Annotated in this window: 18 protein-coding genes; 3 read left to right on the top strand and 15 right to left on the bottom strand. The window is 60.2% G+C overall.

What is annotated here, in order from left to right:
• Nucleotide 1: 1 nt before the first annotated feature.
• The 3 genes from ACA062_RS22750 to ACA062_RS22740 are packed head-to-tail and all read left to right on the top strand — an operon-like array spanning nt 2 to nt 2,876.
• Nucleotides 2–802, top strand: coding sequence for a carbohydrate ABC transporter permease (locus tag ACA062_RS22750; protein WP_128871325.1), 801 nt, complete (start codon nt 2–4; stop codon nt 800–802).
• Nucleotides 803–812: 10 nt separating this feature from the next.
• Entirely contained in the window at nt 813–1,085 is a 273-nt protein-coding gene (locus ACA062_RS22745; RefSeq protein WP_497453110.1) for a DUF2160 domain-containing protein, read from the top strand.
• A gap of 48 nt (nt 1,086–1,133) precedes the next feature.
• Nucleotides 1,134–2,876 carry an ABC transporter substrate-binding protein gene (locus ACA062_RS22740; RefSeq protein WP_497453109.1) on the top strand — a complete coding sequence of 581 codons (1,743 nt, stop codon included), beginning with the start codon at nt 1,134–1,136 and terminating at the stop codon, nt 2,874–2,876.
• A 341-nt stretch (nt 2,877–3,217) separates the two neighbouring features.
• Here ACA062_RS22740 and ACA062_RS22735 read toward each other — a convergent pair whose 3' ends face one another.
• The 15 genes from ACA062_RS22735 to ACA062_RS22665 form a co-directional block, all read right to left on the bottom strand.
• Complete coding sequence (locus tag ACA062_RS22735) at nt 3,218–3,532, bottom strand: helix-turn-helix domain-containing protein (RefSeq protein ID WP_064678751.1); 315 nt, start codon at nt 3,530–3,532, stop codon at nt 3,218–3,220.
• Entirely contained in the window at nt 3,522–3,872 is a 351-nt protein-coding gene (locus ACA062_RS22730; RefSeq protein ID WP_497453108.1) for a toxin, read from the bottom strand. Before ACA062_RS22730 ends, ACA062_RS22735 begins: the two co-directional genes overlap by 11 nt.
• A 250-nt stretch (nt 3,873–4,122) precedes the next feature.
• Nucleotides 4,123–5,586: an NADH-quinone oxidoreductase subunit NuoN gene (gene nuoN / locus ACA062_RS22725; protein WP_497453107.1), complete on the bottom strand. Its 1,464-nt coding sequence runs from the start codon at nt 5,584–5,586 to the stop codon at nt 4,123–4,125.
• A gap of 7 nt (nt 5,587–5,593) precedes the next feature.
• Nucleotides 5,594–7,126: an NADH-quinone oxidoreductase subunit M gene (nuoM, locus tag ACA062_RS22720; protein ID WP_497453106.1), complete on the bottom strand. Its 1,533-nt coding sequence runs from the start codon at nt 7,124–7,126 to the stop codon at nt 5,594–5,596.
• 40 nt (nt 7,127–7,166) lie between these two features.
• Entirely contained in the window at nt 7,167–9,020 is a 1,854-nt protein-coding gene (gene nuoL / locus ACA062_RS22715) for an NADH-quinone oxidoreductase subunit L (protein ID WP_497453105.1), read from the bottom strand.
• Entirely contained in the window at nt 9,017–9,325 is a 309-nt protein-coding gene (nuoK, locus tag ACA062_RS22710; RefSeq protein ID WP_007905077.1) for an NADH-quinone oxidoreductase subunit NuoK, read from the bottom strand. The genes nuoL and nuoK overlap by 4 nt, the downstream gene beginning before the upstream one ends.
• A 2-nt stretch (nt 9,326–9,327) precedes the next feature.
• Nucleotides 9,328–9,831, bottom strand: coding sequence for an NADH-quinone oxidoreductase subunit J (gene nuoJ, locus ACA062_RS22705; protein WP_497453104.1), 504 nt, complete (start codon nt 9,829–9,831; stop codon nt 9,328–9,330).
• A gap of 9 nt (nt 9,832–9,840) precedes the next feature.
• Complete coding sequence (nuoI, locus tag ACA062_RS22700; protein WP_019648466.1) at nt 9,841–10,386, bottom strand: NADH-quinone oxidoreductase subunit NuoI; 546 nt, start codon at nt 10,384–10,386, stop codon at nt 9,841–9,843.
• Nucleotides 10,387–10,398: 12 nt separating this feature from the next.
• Nucleotides 10,399–11,406 carry an NADH-quinone oxidoreductase subunit NuoH gene (gene nuoH / locus ACA062_RS22695; protein WP_008146046.1) on the bottom strand — a complete coding sequence of 336 codons (1,008 nt, stop codon included), beginning with the start codon at nt 11,404–11,406 and terminating at the stop codon, nt 10,399–10,401.
• Nucleotides 11,403–14,117, bottom strand: a complete 2,715-nt coding sequence (nuoG, locus tag ACA062_RS22690) for an NADH-quinone oxidoreductase subunit NuoG (RefSeq protein WP_497453103.1) — start codon at nt 14,115–14,117, stop codon at nt 11,403–11,405. The genes nuoH and nuoG overlap by 4 nt, the downstream gene beginning before the upstream one ends.
• Nucleotides 14,118–14,254: 137 nt before the next feature.
• Nucleotides 14,255–15,610 (bottom strand): NADH-quinone oxidoreductase subunit NuoF, encoded by a 1,356-nt coding sequence (nuoF, locus tag ACA062_RS22685; RefSeq protein ID WP_150801504.1) that lies wholly within the window; start codon nt 15,608–15,610, stop codon nt 14,255–14,257.
• On the bottom strand, nt 15,607–16,104 hold the full coding sequence (nuoE, locus tag ACA062_RS22680; protein ID WP_007970445.1) for an NADH-quinone oxidoreductase subunit NuoE: 498 nt from the start codon (nt 16,102–16,104) through the stop codon (nt 15,607–15,609). The genes nuoF and nuoE overlap by 4 nt, the downstream gene beginning before the upstream one ends.
• A 2-nt stretch (nt 16,105–16,106) precedes the next feature.
• Nucleotides 16,107–17,891, bottom strand: coding sequence for an NADH-quinone oxidoreductase subunit C/D (nuoC, locus tag ACA062_RS22675; protein WP_497453102.1), 1,785 nt, complete (start codon nt 17,889–17,891; stop codon nt 16,107–16,109).
• A gap of 73 nt (nt 17,892–17,964) precedes the next feature.
• A complete protein-coding gene (locus tag ACA062_RS22670; RefSeq protein ID WP_008146035.1) occupies nt 17,965–18,639 on the bottom strand; it encodes a NuoB/complex I 20 kDa subunit family protein in 675 nt (224 codons plus the stop codon).
• Between the two features lie 10 nt (nt 18,640–18,649).
• Nucleotides 18,650–19,063 carry an NADH-quinone oxidoreductase subunit A gene (locus tag ACA062_RS22665; RefSeq protein ID WP_003223812.1) on the bottom strand — a complete coding sequence of 138 codons (414 nt, stop codon included), beginning with the start codon at nt 19,061–19,063 and terminating at the stop codon, nt 18,650–18,652.
• Nucleotides 19,064–19,702: the final 639 nt, after the last annotated feature.

The raw sequence follows: 19,702 nt of genomic DNA, 5'->3' as shown, positions 1-19,702 counted from the left end.
CATGAGTAAAAGAAAGCTCATTCCCCTGCTGATCTACATCCTGTTCCTGCTGGTCCCGATCTACTGGCTGCTGAACATGTCCTTCAAGAGCAACGGCGAAATCCTCGGTGGCCTGACGCTGTTTCCCCAGGACTTCACCTTCGCCAACTACAAGGTGATCTTCACTGACCCGAGCTGGTACAACGGTTACCTCAACTCGCTGTACTACGTGAGCCTGAACACGGTGATCTCGCTGAGCGTGGCGCTGCCGGCGGCTTACGCGTTCTCGCGTTATCGTTTCCTCGGCGACAAGCACCTGTTCTTCTGGCTGCTGACCAATCGCATGGCACCGCCGGCGGTCTTCCTGCTGCCATTCTTCCAGCTGTACTCCTCGATCGGGCTGTTCGATACGCACATCGCGGTGGCGTTGGCCCATTGTCTGTTCAACGTGCCGTTGGCGGTGTGGATTCTCGAAGGCTTCATGTCCGGCGTGCCCAAGGAGATCGACGAAACCGCCTACATCGACGGCTACAGTTTCCCCAAGTTCTTCGTCAAGATTTTCGTCCCGCTGATCGGCTCCGGGATCGGTGTCACGGCGTTTTTCTGCTTCATGTTTTCCTGGGTCGAGCTGCTGCTGGCGCGAACCCTGACCTCGGTGAACGCCAAGCCCATCGCGGCGGTCATGACGCGCACGGTCTCGGCGTCGGGCATCGACTGGGGCGTGCTGGCGGCGGCGGGGGTGTTGACCATCCTGCCGGGCATGCTGGTGATCTGGTTTGTTCGCAACCACGTGGCCAAGGGCTTTGCCCTGGGCCGGGTATGAGGAACTGATGATGGAATGGATGAGTTGGACCGTCCCCACCGCGGCGTTCTTCAGCGCCATTGCCTTGATCCTGATGGGCATGACGACCTGGGAGCTACGTTCGCCGAGTGTCCCTCGGCGTGGTTTCTTGCCGATTGCCACCACCCGTGGCGACCGGCTGTTTATCGGTCTTCTCGGCAGCGCCTACCTGCATTTGCTGGTAATCGGCGCAACCGACTGGAGCATCTGGGTCGCGTTCGCGGTGTCCCTGGTGTGGCTGTTGGCTGTGATGCGCTGGGGCTAGTCGAAATCGATCGGCAATGTTGCTCCGAAACTTAAACAGGAGGTCTCTATGTTCGACAAAAACAATAAGCTGCGACATAGCGTTTCATTGGCAGCCATGCTGGCACTCAGCGGTTTGAGCGCTGCGGCCTGGGCCGATGCCTATGAAGACGCCGCCAAAAAATGGATGGGCAGCGAGTTCAAACCGTCCACCCTCACGCCAGAGCAGCAGCTCGCGGAGTTGAAGTGGTTCATCAAGGCCTCCGAGCCGTTTCGCGGGATGAACATCAAGGTAGTCTCCGAAACCATCGCCACCCACGAATATGAATCAAAAGTGCTGGCCAAAGCGTTTACCGAGATCACCGGGATCAAGCTGACCCACGACCTGCTGCAGGAAGGCGACGTGGTGGAAAAGCTGCAGACCCAGATGCAATCGGACAAGAACATCTATGACGGCTGGGTCAACGACTCGGACCTGATCGGCACGCACTTTCGCTACGGCAAGACCGAATCGATCACCGATCTGATGGCCAACGAAGGCAAGAACTTTACATCGCCGACCCTGGACATCAAGGACTTCATCGGCATTTCCTTCACCACCGCACCGGACGGCAAGATCTATCAGCTGCCCGACCAACAGTTCGCCAACCTCTACTGGTTCCGCGCCGACTGGTTCGAGCGGGCGGACCTGAAAGCCAAGTTCAAGGAAAAGTACGGCTACGAATTGGGCGTGCCGGTGAACTGGTCGGCCTATGAAGACATCGCCAAATTCTTCAGCGAGGACGTCAAGGAAATCGACGGCAAACGCATCTACGGGCACATGGACTATGGCAAGAAAGACCCGTCCCTGGGCTGGCGCTTCACCGATGCCTGGTTCTCCATGGCCGGTGCCGGCGACAAGGGCATCCCCAACGGCTTGCCGGTGGACGAGTGGGGCATCCGCGTCGAGGACTGCCATCCGGTCGGCTCCAGCATTACCCGTGGCGGCGACACCAACGGCCCGGCGGCGGTCTATGCCACCACCAAATACGTCGACTGGCTGAAGAAATATGCCCCGCCGGAAGCGGCGGGCATGACCTTCTCCGAGTCCGGCCCAGTGCCGTCCCAGGGCAACATCGCCCAGCAGATCTTCTGGTACACCGCGTTTACCGCCGACATGACCAAACCGGGCCTGCCGGTGATGAACGCCGACGGCACGCCGAAATGGCGGATGGCGCCATCGCCGAAAGGTCCGTACTGGGAAGAAGGCATGAAGCTCGGTTATCAGGATGCCGGTTCCTGGACCTTCCTCAAGTCCACGCCTGAGAAGCAACGACTGGCGGCCTGGCTGTACGCGCAGTTCGTGACCTCGAAAACCGTGTCCCTGAAGAAAACCATCGTCGGCCTGACCCCGATCCGCGAATCGGACATCAACTCCCAAGCCATGACCGACCTGGCACCGAAACTCGGTGGCCTGGTCGAGTTCTACCGCAGCCCGGCCCGCGTGCAATGGACCCCGACCGGAACCAACGTGCCGGACTATCCGCGGCTGGCGCAGCTGTGGTGGAGCCACATCGCCGAAGCCGCCAGTGGCGAGAAGACCCCGCAACAGGCGCTGGATGGCCTGGCCAAGGATCAGGACGCGATCATGGCCCGTCTGGAACGCTCCAAGGCGCAAGCGACCTGCGCGCCGAAAATGAATCCCGAGCGGGATGCGCAGTACTGGTTCGATCAGCCGGGCGCACCGAAGCCGAAACTGGCGAACGAGAAGCCTAAAGGTGAAACCGTGAGTTATGCCGAACTGCTGAAATCGTGGGAGGCGGCGCGTAAGTAAGCGGCTGGACCTTGAAATACCAACGGCACCGAAAGGTGCCGTTTTTGTAGGGGGGTGTCTGATCGCCATCGCGGGCAAGCCCGCTCCCACAAGTTTTGCGTCTGTCACACTGGGTGCTAACACCACAGATCCCTGTGGGAGCTGGCTTGCCAGCGAAGAGGCCATCCCTCACGACAGAGATCCCCCGCCTGAAACCTCAGTGCATCGCACCCTCAATCGCAGGAAACCCCAACCGAAACTCCGTCATCGTCCCCGGGTGACATTGTTGCAATCTGCGGGTAACGCCAAGGTGATGGGGTAATTACAATTTCGTCATGTGCGTGTGGTGCAGCCTCTACCGCTCAGGTCAGGGCGGCGAGCTGCTCGATGGTTTGTGGAAAGCGTTCAACCAAGCGGATCAGTGTCGTGGCTTGGGCATTTGGCGTTGCCCGTCCCTGTTCCCAGTTTTCGAGGGTTCGGGTGTTGGTGCGCAGATACATGGCGAACACCGACCGGGAAAGGTTGAGTTGTTGGCGGATGGCTACCACTTCCTCGGCAGTGATGGGTACTAGTTTTGGCAGCTGAACCTTGTGGGTCCGCAGCGTGATCTTGCCTTGGCGCTCGTCGGCCAAGGCTTCGAGGCCTTCCATCAGTTCGGAAAAAATGTCACGTTTCATTGTGGGTTCTCGTGTTGATTTCTCTATCCAGCGTTTGTCTGAAAAGTTTTTTCTGGGAAGGCGACAGGTCGTCTTGCTCGTTTTTGCCATACACGGTGAACAGCCAAAATTGATCGAAACCTGACCACCAGTAATAAATCACCCGTAATCCGCTGCGCTTGCCTTTGCCTCGTCGCTGGTCGGAGAAGCGGACTTTGCGCAACCCACCCGTACCTTCCACGAGATCGCCCGCTTCAGGGTTTTTCAGCAACTCCAGCTGAAAGCTACGAACCAGATCGTCATCCAGATAATCGTTTCGGTGCTTCTGAAACGCAGGTAATTCGATAAAAAGAGCATTCATGTTCTGTACGCTACCTACGTATAGTGTTATCTCGATAATCGAATAGGTCAAGGCATCGAAGCCATCCTTTTCGTCCCGGTCTCCAAGGTAGAACCAAGTGCTTGATTCTGGCTGTAGGACGAAACGGACAATTCGGCGAGAGCTTTCGGGGATTGCAGAAGGAGGGCAGGGCAGCAGTAACAAATCCTACAAACGCAAAAACGGCACCCGAAGGTGCCGTTTCTGTTCTCTACCAAGTACGCCTAAGCGATCAACCCGCCAACCCCGCCTGCTGAACCAGGTTCAGCAACGGCTGTGGATACAGCCCAAGGAAGAACGCCAGTGCGGCGATGGCCAGCAGCATCACGCCGCCTGCACGTTGTTCCCAGTGCAGTTGGGCATCGTGGCGACGCAGGTTCGGTTCGATCAGGTACAAAGTGACCATCACACGCAGGTAGTAGAACACGCCGATGGCGCTGCCCAGTACCAGGGAACCGACCAGCCACCATTGGTGCGACTCGACACCGGTAGCGATGATGTAGAACTTGCCGATGAAGCCCGCGGTGAGCGGGATACCGGCCAGGGACAGCATCATCACGGTCAGGACGGCGGTCAGGTACGGACGGCGCCAGAACAGGCCGCGGTATTCGTACAGGGCATCGGCGTCACGGCCGTTGTACGGCGAGGACATCAGCGTGATCACGCCGAAGGCGCCGAGGCTGGTGATCACGTAGGTGACCAGGTACACGCCGATGGCTTCCACGGCCAGACCCTTGCTCGCCACCAGGGCGATCAGCAGGTAACCGAAGTGGGCGATGGACGAGTAACCCAGCAGACGCTTGAGGTTGCTCTGGGTCAGTGCCAGCAGGTTACCGAACAGGATCGACGCGATGGCGATGATGGTCAGCACGTCGCTCAACACACCGCTGCTCGCCGCCGGCGAGATCTGGAACAGACGCACCATCACCGCGAACACCGCGACTTTCGACGCAGTAGCCAGGAACGCGGCCACCGGTGCCGGAGCACCTTCGTAGACGTCCGGGGTCCAGAGGTGGAACGGCACCAGCGACAGCTTGAACGCCAGGCCGATCAGCATCATGCCCAGGCCCAGTTGCGCCAGCGAGCTTGGCAGGCCGGTGGCCGCCAGGGCCTGGCCGATGCCGTTGAAGCTCAGGCTGCCGGAGTCGGCATACAGCAGGGCCATGCCGAACAACAGGAACGCGGAACCGGCGGCCGACAGCACCATGTACTTGATACCGGCTTCCAGCGAACGCTTGTTGAAGAAGGCGTATGCCACCAGACCGTAGACCGGCACCGACAACAGTTCCAGACCGATGAACAACCCGGCCAGGTGCTGTGCGCTGACCAGCACCAGCCCGCCGAGCGCGGACATCAGGATCAGCAGGTACAGTTCTTCGCGGTTGCCGGGGTAACCCGAGCCGCCATCGCCGAGGTAGGCGTGGGCGAGGGTCACACAGGCGAGGGTGGCGACCAGGATCAGCGCCATGTACAAGCAGGCGAAGCTATCGATCTGCAGCAGTGGAGTCACAGCCAACGGTGCGACTTTCAGGGCTGGCAGGATCGACAGCAGCGCCAGGTTCAGACCCGCCACGGAAATCAGGAAGGTCTGCGAGTGGTTGCGGCGCCAGGCAATCGCCAGCATCACCACGATGATCGTGGCGCTGGTGATCAACAACGGCGCTAGCGCGATAAAGTGTTGAGTCGTGAATTCCATAGCGCTCTTACCGGGCCGAAGCGAGTTGAGTGAAGGCGGTACCGAGCCATTGCTGCACGCCATGCATCGTCGCAGCAGAGGTGTCGAGGAACGGTTGCGGGTACACGCCGATGTAGATCAGCAGCGCCGCCAGTCCTACCACCATGATCATTTCGCGACCGTCCATGCCATGCAGTACCGCGTCCGATTTGGCCGGACCGAAGTACGCACGGTGGATCATGATCAGCGAGTAGACCGAACCGAACACCAGGCCCGACGTCGCGATGATGGTGACCCAAGGCGCAGCGGGGAAGGTGCCGAGCAGGATCAGGAACTCACCGACGAAGTTACCGGTACCCGGCAAGCCCAGGGACGCCGCGGCAAAGAACAGGCTGAGGGCTGGCAGGTAAGCGATCTTCGACCACAGGCCACCCATTTCCCGCATGTCGCGGGTGTGGGTGCGCTCGTACAACTGACCACTGAGGATAAAGAGTGCGGCGGCCGACAGACCGTGCGCCAGCATCTGCATCACCGCGCCTTGCAGCGCCAGTTGGCTGCCGGAGTAGATGCCGATCAGTACGAAGCCCATGTGGGAAACGGACGAGAAGGCGATCAGACGCTTGATGTCGGTTTGCGCGAAGGCCAGGAACGCACCGTAGAAGATCCCGATCAGACCGAGGGTCATGGCGATCGGCGCAAACTCGGCCGAAGCGTTCGGGAACAGCGGCAGGGCGAAACGCAGCAGACCATAGGCCGCTGTTTTCAACAAGATACCGGCCAGGTCGACGGAACCCGCGGTCGGTGCCTGGGCGTGAGCGTCAGGCAACCAGGAGTGGAACGGCACGACGGGCAGCTTGACCGCGAAGGCGATGAAGAAACCGAGCATCAGGATGTACTCGGTGGTCAGCGACATCTTGGTTTTCAACAGGTCGGCGTAGTTGAAGGTAATCACGCCGGTGTCGTTGAAGTTGACCAGTACCAGGCCCAGGATCGCCACCAACATGATCAGGCCGGAAGCCTGAGTGAAGATGAAGAACTTGGTCGCCGCATAGATCCGGGTTTTCTTGCCGTCCGAAGAACTGTGACCCCAGAGCGCGATGAGGAAGTACATCGGCACCAGCATCATTTCCCAGAAGAAGAAGAACATGAACAGGTCGAGGGCGAGGAACACGCCGACGACACCGCCCAGGATCCACATCAGGTTCAGGTGGAAGAAGCCAACGTGACGTTGAATTTCTTTCCACGAACAGAGCACCGAGAGCACGCCCAGCAGGCCGGTCAGCATGATCATCAGCAGCGACAGGCCGTCGAGGGCCAGGTGCACGCTGATGCCGAAGCGCTCGATCCAGATGTGCTTGAACTCAAGCGCCCAGGTCGGGTCGGCGCCAGGCGCCGGGGCAAATGAATAGTCACCGTTGGCCCACAGCCAGAGGCCGAGGCAGAGCAACAGGGACATGGTGATCAGCGCAATCCAGCGGGGGAGGGTGGCGCCGAAGCGCTCACCCATCCAGCACAGCAGGCCGCCGATGAAGGGGATCAGGATTAGCCAAGGCAGAATCATGACGGGCTCAATTCCTTTCGCAAGTTCGCAAGGTTCATATTCAGACCGCTACCAGCACGATGGCGCCGATGACCAGCACGGAGCCGGCTGCCATCGATGCCGCGTACCAACGCAGTTGACCGGTTTCGGTGCGGCTCAGGGCGGAGTGACCGCCTTTGGCCATACGCGGGATCAGACCGATGGTCTGGTCGAGCGGGTCTTTGCGCAGTACGTGGCTGATCGCAAGGTATGGCTTGACGAACAGTTTGTCGTAGATCCAGTCGAAGCCCCAGGCAGCGAACCACCAGGCCGAAAGGAAGCGGCCGATGCCGCTGTTGGCGATTGCAGTGGCGAAACGCCGCTTGCCGAGGAACAGCAAGGCGGCCAGCAGGATACCGGCCAGGGCGATGGCGCCCGAAGCGATTTCCAGGCTGTGCTTGGCTTCGCCGCCGGCATGGCCGACGCTTTGCGGCAGCACGCCGTGCAGGGGCGGAACGATCATCGCGCCGATGGCGGTGGACAATACGATCAGCACCGACAGTGGCAGCCAGTGAGCGATGCCGTGACCGGCGTGGGCTTCGGTCTTCGCTTCACCGTGGAACGCGATGAAGATCAGGCGGAAGGTGTACAGCGAGGTCATGAACGCGCCGACCAGACCTGCGTACAGCAGACCGTCGTTACCGCTGGCAAACGCCTCCCAGAGGATTTCGTCCTTGGAGTAGAAGCCTGCGGTCACCAGTGGCAGGGCCGCCAGGGCCGCGCCGCCGACGATGAAGCTGGCGTAGGCCAGTGGCAGTTTCTTCCACAGGCCGCCCATCTTGAAGATGTTCTGCTCGTGATGGCAGGCCACGATCACCGCACCGGAGGCAAGGAACAACAGCGCCTTGAAGAAGGCGTGGGTCATCAGGTGGAAGATCGCGCCATCCCAGGCACCGACGCCCAGGGCCAGGAACATGTAGCCGATCTGGCTCATGGTCGAGTAGGCGAGGATACGTTTGATGTCGGTCTGAACCAGTGCGGCAAAGCCTGCCAGCACCAGGGTCACGCCGCCGACGACGCCGACGAGGTGCAGGATGTCCGGCGCCAACGCAAACAGGCCGTGGGTACGGGCGATCAGGTAGACACCGGCGGTCACCATGGTTGCAGCGTGGATCAGTGCCGAAACCGGGGTAGGGCCAGCCATCGCATCTGCCAGCCAGGTTTGCAGCGGCAGTTGCGCGGATTTACCGACAGCGCCGCCCAGCAGCATCAGGGTGGCCATGACCATCCAGAAGTCGCCGGCCTGGAATTTCTGCGGTGCCAGCACCAGCAGTTCCTGGATGTTCAGCGTGCCCAACTGTTGGAACAGGATGAACAGGCCGATCGCCATGAACACGTCGCCGATACGGGTCACGATGAAGGCTTTGAGTGCGGCGTTACCGTTGTTGCGGTTGCTGTAGTAGAAACCGATCAACAGGTACGAGCACAGGCCCACGCCTTCCCAACCGAAGTACAGGAACAACAGGTTATCGCCCAGCACCAGGAACAGCATGCTGGCGATAAACAGGTTGGTGTAGGCGAAGAAGCGCGAGTAACCGGCTTCACCGCGCATGTACCAGGACGCGAACAGGTGGATCAGGAAGCCGACGCCGACCACCACACCGAGCATGGTCAGGGACAGACCATCCAGGTACAGGGCGAAGTTCGGCGTAAAGCCTTCCACCGCCATCCACTGCCACAACACCAGGGTGTAGTGGCCGCCTTCAGGTGGCGCAACGTTGAACTGCCAGATCACATAGGCCGTGACGATGGCAGACAGGCCAATGGAACCGACGCCGATCAGCGCCGACAGGTTTTCCGAGAGGCGTCCACGGGAGAACGACAGCAGCAGGAAACCTATAAGTGGGAATACGAAAGTCAGATAGAGAAGATTCATCCGCGCATCTCGCTGGCAGCGTCGATATCGAGAGTGTGGAAGCGGCGATACAGCTGCAACAGAATCGCCAGGCCGATACTGGCCTCGGCGGCTGCCAGGCTGATCACCAGGATGAACATGATCTGTCCATCCGGCTGACCCCAGCGGCTACCGGCAACGATGAACGCCAGGGCGGAGGCATTCATCATGACCTCCAGGCTCATCAGCACGAAAAGAATGTTGCGCCGGACCATCAGGCCGACCAGACCGAGGCAGAACAGGATGCCGGCGACCGCCAGACCATGCTCCAGAGGGATAGCAGGCATCGTCATTGCTCCTTGGCTTCGTTGCGGCCCAGGTGGAACGCCGTGACAGCTGCGGCAAGCAGCAGCATCGAGGCGAGTTCGACCACCAGCAGATAAGGACCGAACAGGCTGATGCCCACGGCCTTGGCGTCTACGGTGGTGTGGCCGATGGCCTGGCCGCTGGCGTCGCTGAACAACACGTACAGCAGTTCAACCAGCAGCAGGGCGCCGAGGGCGACCGGGCCGAGCCAGATGCCGGGCTTGAGCCAGACGCGCTCTTGCTGAACCGAGGCCGGGCCAAGGTTGAGCATCATCACCACGAACACGAACAGCACCATGATGGCGCCAGCGTAGGCGATCACTTCCAGCACACCGGCGAACGGTGCGCCGAGGGCGAAAAACGTCATCGCCACGGCAATCAGCGAAATGATCAGGTAGAGCAGGGCGTGCACAGGGTTGGTGTTGGTGATCACGCGAAGCGTGGCCACAACAGCGATACCCGATGCGAAATAGAAAGCGAATTCCATCTTTCTTCCTTAAGGCAGCAAGCTCTTCACGTTGATCGGTTCGGCTTCATTTTGCGCGGCGCCTTTGGGCTTCCCGGCAATCGCCATACCTGCAACACGATAGAAGTTGTAATCAGGGTTTTTGCCGGGGCCGGAGATCAGCAGATCTTCTTTCTCGTACACCAGGTCCTGACGTTTGAACTCGGCCATCTCGAAATCCGGTGTCAGCTGGATCGCGGTGGTCGGGCAGGCTTCCTCGCAGAGGCCGCAGAAAATGCAGCGCGAGAAGTTGATACGGAAAAACTCCGGGTACCAGCGACCGTCATCGGTTTCAGCTTTCTGCAGCGAGATGCAACCGACCGGGCATGCCACGGCGCACAGGTTGCAGGCTACACAACGCTCTTCGCCGTCGGGGTCGCGGGTCAGGACGATACGGCCACGGAAGCGCGGCGGCAGGTACACGGCTTCTTCCGGGTACTGCAGCGTGTCGCGCTTGCGGAAGGCGTGGCCAAAAATCATCACCAGGCTGCGAAGCTGGGTGAAGAAGCCATGCACGATGTCAAATATGTACTTCATGATTCTCTATCCTCACTGAGCCGCGACGGCGGGCGTGTTGAGCAACACGATCGCAGCGGTCACCAGCATGTTGACGAGGGTCAGCGGCAGGCAGAACTTCCAGCTGAAGTCCATCACTTGGTCATACCGTGGGCGCGGAATCGAAGCGCGCAGCAGGATGAAGAACATGATGAAGAACGCGGTTTTCAGCGCGAACCAGATGAACGGGATCTGCGGCAGAATGCCGAACGGACCGTGCCAGCCACCGAAGAACAAGGTCACCAGCAGCGCCGAAATCAACACGATGCCGATGTACTCGCCGACAAAGAACATGCCCCATTTCATGCCGGCGTATTCAATGTGGTAACCGTCGGCCAGTTCCTGTTCCGCTTCCGGCTGGTCGAACGGGTGACGGTGAGTCACGGCGACGCCGGCAATGAAGAAGGTCAGGAAACCGAAGATCTGCGGAATGACGAACCACAGGTTCTGCGCCTGGTATTCCACGATGTCGCGCATGTTGAACGAGCCGACCTGGATCACGATGCCCATCAGCGACAGGCCCATGAACACTTCGTACGACACGGTTTGCGCCGAGGCCCGCAAGCTGCCCAACAGGGCGAACTTGTTGTTGCTCGACCAGCCGGCGAACAGCACCGCGTAGACCGACAGACCGGCCATGGCGAAGAAGAACAGGATGCCGATGTTGATGTCCGCCACGCCCCAGGTCGGGGTGATCGGGATGATCGCGAAGGCAATCAGCAAGGCGCTCATGGCCACGACCGGCGCCAAGGTGAAGATCACTTTGTCGGCGAACGGTGGCGTCCAGTCTTCCTTGAAAAACATCTTGATCATGTCGGCGGCGATCTGGAACGCACCGAACGGACCCACACGGTTCGGACCGTAACGGTCCTGCCAGAGGGCGAGCAGACGACGCTCGACCCAGCTCAGCAGCGCGCCGCACACCACAACGGCGAGCAGAATCACGATGGCCTTGAGGACCGCGATGATCACGTCAATCACTTCAGGCGTGAACCAGGTCATTGAGCTGCCTCCTGCAGACCGTCAACGGATTTGCCAAAGATCGCTGGCGGAATGCCGGCGATACCGGCCGGCAATGCGACCAGACCGGCACCCAGCTCTTCGTTGATGCGCAGCGGCAGACGCAGGGTCTGGCCGGCAACGCTCAAGCTCAGCATGGCGCCGTCATTGACCCCCAGGCGGTCGGCTTCGGATTTGGCCAAAGCGACGTAAGCGGCCGGAATGCGTTCCTGAACCGGTGCGGCTTTGGAAGAGTTCTCTTCGCTGCCGAACAGGTGGAAGAACGGCACAACCTGCCAGGTGCCTGGAGCCGGGTTGAACGCACGCGGAACAGCGGCAAACCAATTCAGTGAATCACCGGTGCTTTCGATCAGGCGGGTGCCCGGGTCGCCAGCACGAATGTGACCACCGACTTCGTCCTGGAACTTGTTCCAGGCTTGCGGCGAGTTCCAGCCCGGCGACCAGGCGAATGGCACCTGTTGGCGGGGTTCGACCGAGCCCGAGTAACCTTCCATCGAGAAGGAAAACGCGGTGTCTTTGTCCTGGGAGGTACGCGGTTCGTGCACGCTGATGTCGGCGCGCATGGCAGTCCGGCCGCTGTAACGCAACGGTTCACGCGCCAGTTTCAGGCCCTTGATACGGAACGCGGCGGACGGTGCGGCATCGACGATGCGGTTCAGTTGCGGCGTGCTTGCAGCCACGGCAGCGGTGACGTGGTCCAGCTGGGTCCAGTCGATCGGCTGGTTCAGCAGGGTGGAGCGCAGGGCATGCAGCCAGCGCCAGCCTTCGTGCACCAGGATGCTCGCATCGAGGTAAGTCGGGTCGAAGACCTGGAAGAAGCGCTGGGCGCGACCTTCCTGGCTGACCAGCGTACCGTCGCCTTCAGCGAAGCTGGCGGCGGGCAGGACCAGGTGCGCGCGATCGCTGGTGGCGGTCTTTTGATGGTCGGCCACGATCAGCACTTTCGCGGCGTTCAGGGCAGCATCGACCTTGGCTTTATCAGTGCGGGTGTACAGATCGTTTTCCAGCACGACGATGGCGTCGGCTTTGCCGTCGATCACCGCTTGCAGCGCGGCATCGACCGAGTCGCCACCGAGCATGGCCAGGCCGAGGCTGTTGGCCTCTGGCACGATCAGGCTGATGGAACCGTTCTTCTCGCGCAGCTTCAGGGCTTTCGCAATGTTTGCCGCGGCTTCGATCAGCGCCTTGGAACCCAACGAGGTGCCGGCAATGATCAATGGACGCTTGGCCGCGAGCAGGGCGTCGGCAATGCGCTTGGCCAGGTCGAGTGCTTCAGTATCCAGGCCTTCGACGGCCGGTGCGCTGGCGTCGAGGGCGTGAGCCACGGCGAAACCGATGCGGGCCAGGTCGTCTGGAGCTGCGTGTACGCATTCTTCAGCGATATCGTCGAGCTTGGTTTCAGCCAGGCTGGCGATGAACAGCGGGTTCAGTTCGTTCTGGCCGATGTTCTTCACCGCTGCGTCGAGCCACGGCTGAACGCGCATGGCGTCGGCCATGTCTTCGGCCTTGCCCTTGACCGATTGACGCAGGGACAGCGCCATACGGGCGGCGGTCTGGGTCAGGTCTTCGCCGAGGACGAAAATCGCATCGTGGTCTTCGATGTCGCGCATGTTCGGGATCGGCAGCGGGCTGTCTTTCAGCACCTGCATCACCAGACGGATGCGTTCCAGTTCGGACGCTTCGATACCCGAGTAGAAGTGCTCGGCGCCGACCAGTTCGCGCAACGCGTAGTTGCTTTCGAGGCTGGCGCGGGGCGAACCGATACCAACGATGTTGCGGCCGCGCAGCAGGTCGGCGGCTTTATCCAGCGCCTCGTCGAGGGTCAGCTTGGCGCCGTTGGCCAGCAGCGGCTGACGCGGGCGATCGGTGCGGTTGACGTAGCCATAGCCGAAACGGCCACGGTCGCACAGGAAGTACTGGTTCACCGAGCCGTTGAAACGGTTCTCGATGCGACGCAGCTCGCCGTAACGCTCGCCCGGGGAGATGTTGCAACCGCTGGAGCAGCCATGGCAGATGCTCGGCGAGAACTGCATGTCCCACTTGCGGTTGTAGCGCTCGGAGTGAGTCTTGTCGGTGAACACACCGGTCGGGCAGACCTCGGTGAGGTTGCCGGAGAACTCGCTTTCCAGGGTGCCGTCTTCAACGCGACCGAAGTACACGTTGTCGTGGGCGCCGAACACACCAAGGTCGGTGCCGCCGGCGTAGTCCTTATAGAAGCGCACGCAGCGGTAGCAAGCGATGCAGCGGTTCATTTCGTGGGAAATGAACGGGCCCAGTTGCTGGTTCTGGTGAGTACGCTTGGTGAAGCGGTAACGGCGCTCGTTGTGGCCGGTCATCACCGTCATGTCTTGCAGGTGGCAGTGACCGCCTTCCTCACAGACCGGGCAGTCGTGGGGGTGGTTGGTCATCAGCCATTCAACGACGCTGGCGCGAAACACTTTCGCTTCTTCGTCGTCGATGGAGATCCAGCTGCCGTCGGTCGCTGGCGTCATGCAGGACATGACGATCCGACCACGCTTGTCGTTCTCGTCGGTGTACTGCTTGACCGCGCACTGGCGGCAAGCGCCAACGCTGCCAAGGGCTGGGTGCCAGCAGAAATAAGGGATATCGAGGCCTAGCGACAGACACGCCTGTAACAGGTTGTCTGCCCCATCGACTTCGAGCTCTTTGCCGTCTACGTGGATAGTGGCCATGGTTCAAAGTTCTTCGTTGGCCCGGTGTCAGCGGGCGTGGCTAATGGAATCTTGTTATCCGCACGAATCAACACAGCCGCTTGCGGCGTCATCGCACGAAAAGCGAAGGGCACGGACCCTTCGCCTTTTTTAAAGCGTTAAGCGCCGACTACGATCGGCCTGGCCAGAGGCGGGACGACGGCGCTGGTGGGCGCGATGCCGGCTTCGAACTCATGGCGGAAGTATTTGATTGCGCTGCCCAACGGCTCCACGGCGCCCGGTGCGTGAGCACAGAAGGTCTTGCCCGGGCCGAGGAAACCGACCAGACCCAGCAGGGTCTCGATGTCGCCGGCTTGCCCTTCACCGTTCTCGATGGCGCGCAGCAGCTTGACGCTCCACGGCAGACCGTCACGGCACGGGGTGCAGAAACCGCACGACTCACGGGAGAAGAACTCTTCCATGTTGCGCAGCAGGGACACCATGTTGACGCTGTCGTCCACCGCCATGGCCAGGCCGGTACCCATGCGGGTGCCCACCTTGGCGATGCCGCCGGCGTACATTTGTGCGTCCAGGTGTTCCGGCAACAGGAAACCGGTACCGGCGCCGCCTGGCTGCCAGCACTTGAGCGTGTAACCGTCGCGCATGCCGCCGGCGTAGTCTTCGAACAACTCGCGACCGGTGACGCCGAACGGCAATTCCCACAGGCCCGGGTTCTTGACCTTGCCGGAGAAGCCCATGAGCTTGGTGCCCATGTCTTCACTGCCTTCACGGGCCAACGATTTGTACCAGTCGACGCCGTCGGCAATGATCGCCGGGACGTTGCACAGGGTTTCAACGTTGTTCACGCAAGTCGGCTTGCCCCACACGCCAACGGCGGCAGGGAAGGGCGGCTTGGAGCGCGGGTTGGCGCGACGGCCTTCGAGGGAGTTGATCAGTGCGGTTTCTTCACCGCAGATGTAACGCCCGGCACCGGTGTGGACGAACAGCTCGAAATCAAAACCCGAACCCAGGATGTTCTTGCCCAAAAGGCCTGCAGCCTTGGCTTCTTCCACGGCACGGTTCAGGTGCTTGGCGGCGGTGGTGTATTCACCGCGCAGGAAAATGTAGCCACGGTAGGTTTTCAGCGCGCGAGCACTGATCAGCATGCCTTCGATCAGCAGATGGGGCAGTTGCTCCATCAGCATCCGGTCTTTCCAGGTGTTCGGCTCCATTTCATCCGCATTGCACAGCAGGTAGCGGATGTTGATGGATTCGTCTTTCGGCATCAGGCCCCACTTAACGCCAGTGGGGAAGCCTGCACCGCCGCGGCCCTTCAGGCCGGCGTCCTTCACGGTCTGGACGATGTCGTCCTGAGCCATGTCGGCGAAGGCCTTGCGCGCAGCAGCGTAACCGTTCTTGGCCTGGTACTCGTCGAGCCAGACAGCTTCGCCGTCGTCACGCAGACGCCAGGTGAGCGGATGAGTCTCGGCCGACCGCTTGATGCGGTTGGCGGGACCGAAGGAAGTCAGGGTCATACGTAGCCCTCGAGCAATTTGGCAACGCCGGCAGGCTGCACATCACCGAAAGTGTCGTCGTCGATCATCAACGCCGGCGCCTTGTCACAGTTGCCGAGGCAGCAGACCGGCAGCAGGGTGAAACGACCGTCGGCGGTGGTCTGACCCAGGCCGATGCCCAGCTTGCTCTGGATTTCGCTGACTACCGATTCATGGCCGCCGATGTAGCAGACCATGCTGTCGCAGACGCGAATGATGTGACGACCGACTGGCTGACGGAAGATCTGGCTATAGAACGTCGCCACCCCTTCAACGTCGCTGGCCGGGATGCCGAGGATTTCGCCGATGGCGTACAGGGCGCCGTCAGGCACCCAGCCACGTTCCTTCTGGACGATCTTCAGGGCTTCGATCGACGCCGCGCGCGGGTCTTCGTAGTGATGCAGCTCGTGCTCGATGGCCGAGCGCTCGGTTTCGCTCAGGGCGAAACGGTCTGTCTGGATAAGCGTGCTGTTCATGCTTAGCGGTCCACGTCGGCCATAACGAAATCGATACTACCCAGGTACGCGATCAAGTCCGCGACCATGCTGCCTTTGATCACCGAAGGGATCTGCTGCAGGTGCGGGAAGCTTGGGGTGCGAATCCGGGTGCGGTAGCTCATGGTGCCGCCATCGCTCGTCAGGTAATAACTGTTGATGCCCTTGGTCGCTTCGATCATCTGGAAGGATTCGTTGGCCGGCATGACCGGGCCCCACGAAACTTGCAGGAAGTGCGTGATCAGGGTCTCGATGTGCTGCAGCGTGCGCTCTTTGGGTGGCGGCGTGGTCAGCGGGTGATCCGCCTTGTACGGGCCTTCCGGCATGTTGCGCATGCACTGCTCGATGATCTTCAGGCTCTGGCGCATTTCTTCGACACGCACGATGCAACGGTCGTAGGCATCGCCATTGGCCGCCAGCGGCACTTCGAATTCGAAGTTTTCGTAACCGGAGTACGGGCGAGCCTTGCGCAGGTCGAAGTCGCAACCGGTCGAGCGCAGGCCGGAACCGGTGACGCCCCATTCCAGGGCTTCTTTGGTGTTGTAGGCGGCGACGCCGATGGTCCGGCCACGCAGGATGCTGTTGTCCAGTGCGGCTTTCTGGTATTCGTCCAGACGCCTTGGCATCCACTCGATGAAGTCTTTCACCAGTTTTTCCCAGCCCCGCGGCAGGTCGTGCGCGACGCCACCGATGCGGTACCAGGCCGGGTGCAGACGGAAACCGGTAATGGCTTCGATCACCGTGTACGCCTTCTGACGGTCGGTGAACGTGAAGAACACCGGGGTCATGGCGCCAACGTCCTGGATGTAAGTCCCCAGGAACAGCAGGTGGCTGGTGATCCGGAAGAACTCGGCCATCATGATGCGGATGACGTCGACCTTCTCGGGCACCTTGATGCCGGCCAGCTTCTCGACCGAGAGCACGTACGGCAGGTTGTTCATCACGCCGCCGAGGTAGTCGATACGGTCGGTGTACGGGATGAAGCTGTGCCAGGACTGACGCTCGGCCATCTTCTCGGCACCACGGTGGTGGTAACCGACGTCCGGCACGCAGTCGACGATCTCTTCACCGTCCAGCTGCAGGATGATGCGGAACGCACCGTGCGCGGAAGGGTGGTTGGGACCGAGGTTGAGGAACATGTAGTCCTCGTTCGGGCCGGAACGCTTCATGCCCCAGTCTTCAGGCTTGAAGCGCGCGGCTTCTTCCTCGAGCTGTTGCTTGGCCAGGGTCAGGGTGAACGGGTCGAACTCGGTGGCACGGGCCGGGAAGTCCTTGCGCAGCGGGTGACCTTCCCAGGTCGGCGGCATCATGATGCGGGTCAGGTGCGGGTGACCTTTGAAGTCGATGCCGTACATGTCCCAGACTTCACGCTCGTACCAGTTGGCGTTCGGCCAGATGCCGGTCACGGTCGGTACGCTGAGGTCGCTCTCGGACAAGGCGACCTTGATCATCACGTCACTATTACGTTCGATCGACATCAGGTGATAGAACACAGTGAAGTCGGCGCCGCTTGGCAGCCCTTGACGCTTGGTGCGCAGACGCTCGTCCACGCCGTGCAGGTCATAGAGCATGACGTACGGCTTGGGCAGGTTGCGCAGGAAGGTCAGGACTTCGACGAGTTTGGCACGGGCAACCCAAAGCACCGGCATGCCGGTACGGGTCGGCTGGGCGGAAAACGCCTCGGGGCCAAAACGGTTGTTCAGTTCGACGACCACATCCTGGTCGTCTGCCTTATAAGGCGGGATGTACAGAGCACTGCCTGTAGTCATGGTTATTTTATCGCTTTCGGTCAACGTAAAGAATGAAGCCAGGTTCTCGTTCTATAAAAGAAGCAGGTCTGGATCAGACTTCGTCGGGGCTGCGCAGGTTGGTGACTGCGATTCGCTGTTCGCGGCGCTGTTCCTTTTGCGAAGGCATCTCGGCGCGGTACACGCCTTGATCGCCGACGACCCAGGAAAGCGGGCGACGCTCCTGTCCAATCGACTCTTGCAACAGCATCAAGCCTTGCAGGAAAGCTTCAGGGCGGGGCGGGCAGCCAGGCACGTAGACGTCCACGGGCAGGAACTTGTCCACCCCTTGAACGACGGAGTAGATGTCGTACATGCCACCGGAGTTGGCGCACGAACCCATGGAGATGACCCATTTAGGCTCGAGCATTTGCTCGTAGAGACGCTGGATGATCGGCGCCATCTTGATGAAGCAGGTACCGGCGATAACCATGAAATCCGCCTGGCGCGGCGATGCCCGGATAACCTCGGCGCCAAAGCGCGCGATGTCGTGGGGCGCCGTGAAGGCGGTGGTCATTTCCACGTAGCAGCACGAAAGACCGAAGTTGTACGGCCACAGGGAGTTCTTGCGCCCCCAGTTGATCGTGCCGTTAAGCACGTCTTCGAGCTTGCCCATGAAAATGTTTTTGTGGACTTGATCTTCTAACGGATCGGAAACGGTTTCCCGTTCGCCAATCGGATACTGCTCGTTAGGAGCATCGGGGTCGATCCTGGTGAGATTGTATTGCATTGCCAAAGCCTCATTGTTTCAGCTTCGCCTGCCGCTTGCGACGAGCTTCCGGAGCCCAGTCAAGGGCGCCCACTCGGAACAGGTAGACAAGACCTGCCAACAGAATTGCTATGAAAACGAGAGCTTCGACGAATCCGGTCCAGCCGCTTTCGCGGACGGACACAGACCAGGCAAAGAGAAAAAGGGCTTCGATATCGAAGATCACGAAGAGCATCGCGACCAGATAGAATTTGGCTGAGAGCCGCAAGCGGGCGCCACCTGTAGGTAGCATGCCGGACTCGAACGGTTCGTTTTTGCTGCGGCCCCAGGCTTTTGACCCGAGGAGGCTGGAGACGCCGAGCATGAAGGCACAGAGGCCGACAACGCCCAGAAGGAAAATGGCAAAGCCCCAGTTGTGGGCCATGAGTCCTGTCGCTTCGGGCATGCTGGAAATCCTTAACAGAGAGCAAAGGTCTCTGAGCTTGAAAAAGAAACAACGCAGTGACGATATGTCGCAGCAATCGATCCCGCTGATTTTATGGCTAAACACCGTGCAAGTAAAATTCAGATAGCGAAATTATTGGGTGAAATAAGGACATCGCCCCCCTCCGGGGCCCTGTAACCCATGCGTGGCGGGCATTAGCCGGGTTTTCGTTAAATATGTTTTGTTAGGAATGTAACGAACATAATTCGAGCTAAATGATAATCAATATTGTTTGCGGTAGTTTTTAAACTGTTTGGCGGATGGGTGGGTGGGAAGTTGTCTTATATGCGCGTTACTGCATGTAGCGGGCGGGGTCGTTTTACCTTGTTCTTCTGAGCGAGAAACCGCTCCGGATCAATGATTTTTCTTGAATCGCCACTTACCCTTGTGGGAGCGGGCTTGCCCGCGATTGCGGTGGATCACTAATGGTTTGATTGGCTGACACGACGCCATCGCGGGCAAGCCCGGCTCCCACAGGGTTCTGCGGTGGCCGATAAATCCCGGGCAAAAAAAACGCCCCGAACCAGTCGGGGCGTCAGATGGGCGGCGTTGCGGTTAGCTTTCTATTCGATCCGCAGCGGCCGTTGGTTCAGGTACAGC

Source organism: Pseudomonas sp. LBUM1679 (assembly GCF_059695565.1).
This window is presented reverse-complemented; position numbering and strand designations above follow the sequence as displayed.

Coding starts and splice junctions, on each gene's coding strand:
- ACA062_RS22750 (WP_128871325.1), top strand. CDS start 2: ATGAGTAAAAGAAAGCTCATTCCCCTGCTGATCTACATCCTGTTCCTG.
- ACA062_RS22745 (WP_497453110.1), top strand. CDS start 813: ATGGAATGGATGAGTTGGACCGTCCCCACCGCGGCGTTCTTCAGCGCC.
- ACA062_RS22740 (WP_497453109.1), top strand. CDS start 1,134: ATGTTCGACAAAAACAATAAGCTGCGACATAGCGTTTCATTGGCAGCC.
- ACA062_RS22735 (WP_064678751.1), bottom strand. CDS start 3,532: ATGAAACGTGACATTTTTTCCGAACTGATGGAAGGCCTCGAAGCCTTG.
- ACA062_RS22730 (WP_497453108.1), bottom strand. CDS start 3,872: ATGAATGCTCTTTTTATCGAATTACCTGCGTTTCAGAAGCACCGAAAC.
- nuoN (WP_497453107.1), bottom strand. CDS start 5,586: ATGGAATTCACGACTCAACACTTTATCGCGCTAGCGCCGTTGTTGATC.
- nuoM (WP_497453106.1), bottom strand. CDS start 7,126: ATGATTCTGCCTTGGCTAATCCTGATCCCCTTCATCGGCGGCCTGCTG.
- nuoL (WP_497453105.1), bottom strand. CDS start 9,020: ATGAATCTTCTCTATCTGACTTTCGTATTCCCACTTATAGGTTTCCTG.
- nuoK (WP_007905077.1), bottom strand. CDS start 9,325: ATGCCTGCTATCCCTCTGGAGCATGGTCTGGCGGTCGCCGGCATCCTG.
- nuoJ (WP_497453104.1), bottom strand. CDS start 9,831: ATGGAATTCGCTTTCTATTTCGCATCGGGTATCGCTGTTGTGGCCACG.
- nuoI (WP_019648466.1), bottom strand. CDS start 10,386: ATGAAGTACATATTTGACATCGTGCATGGCTTCTTCACCCAGCTTCGC.
- nuoH (WP_008146046.1), bottom strand. CDS start 11,406: ATGACCTGGTTCACGCCTGAAGTGATTGACGTGATCATCGCGGTCCTC.
- nuoG (WP_497453103.1), bottom strand. CDS start 14,117: ATGGCCACTATCCACGTAGACGGCAAAGAGCTCGAAGTCGATGGGGCA.
- nuoF (WP_150801504.1), bottom strand. CDS start 15,610: ATGACCCTGACTTCCTTCGGTCCCGCCAACCGCATCAAGCGGTCGGCC.
- nuoE (WP_007970445.1), bottom strand. CDS start 16,104: ATGAACAGCACGCTTATCCAGACAGACCGTTTCGCCCTGAGCGAAACC.
- nuoC (WP_497453102.1), bottom strand. CDS start 17,891: ATGACTACAGGCAGTGCTCTGTACATCCCGCCTTATAAGGCAGACGAC.
- ACA062_RS22670 (WP_008146035.1), bottom strand. CDS start 18,639: ATGCAATACAATCTCACCAGGATCGACCCCGATGCTCCTAACGAGCAG.
- ACA062_RS22665 (WP_003223812.1), bottom strand. CDS start 19,063: ATGCCCGAAGCGACAGGACTCATGGCCCACAACTGGGGCTTTGCCATT.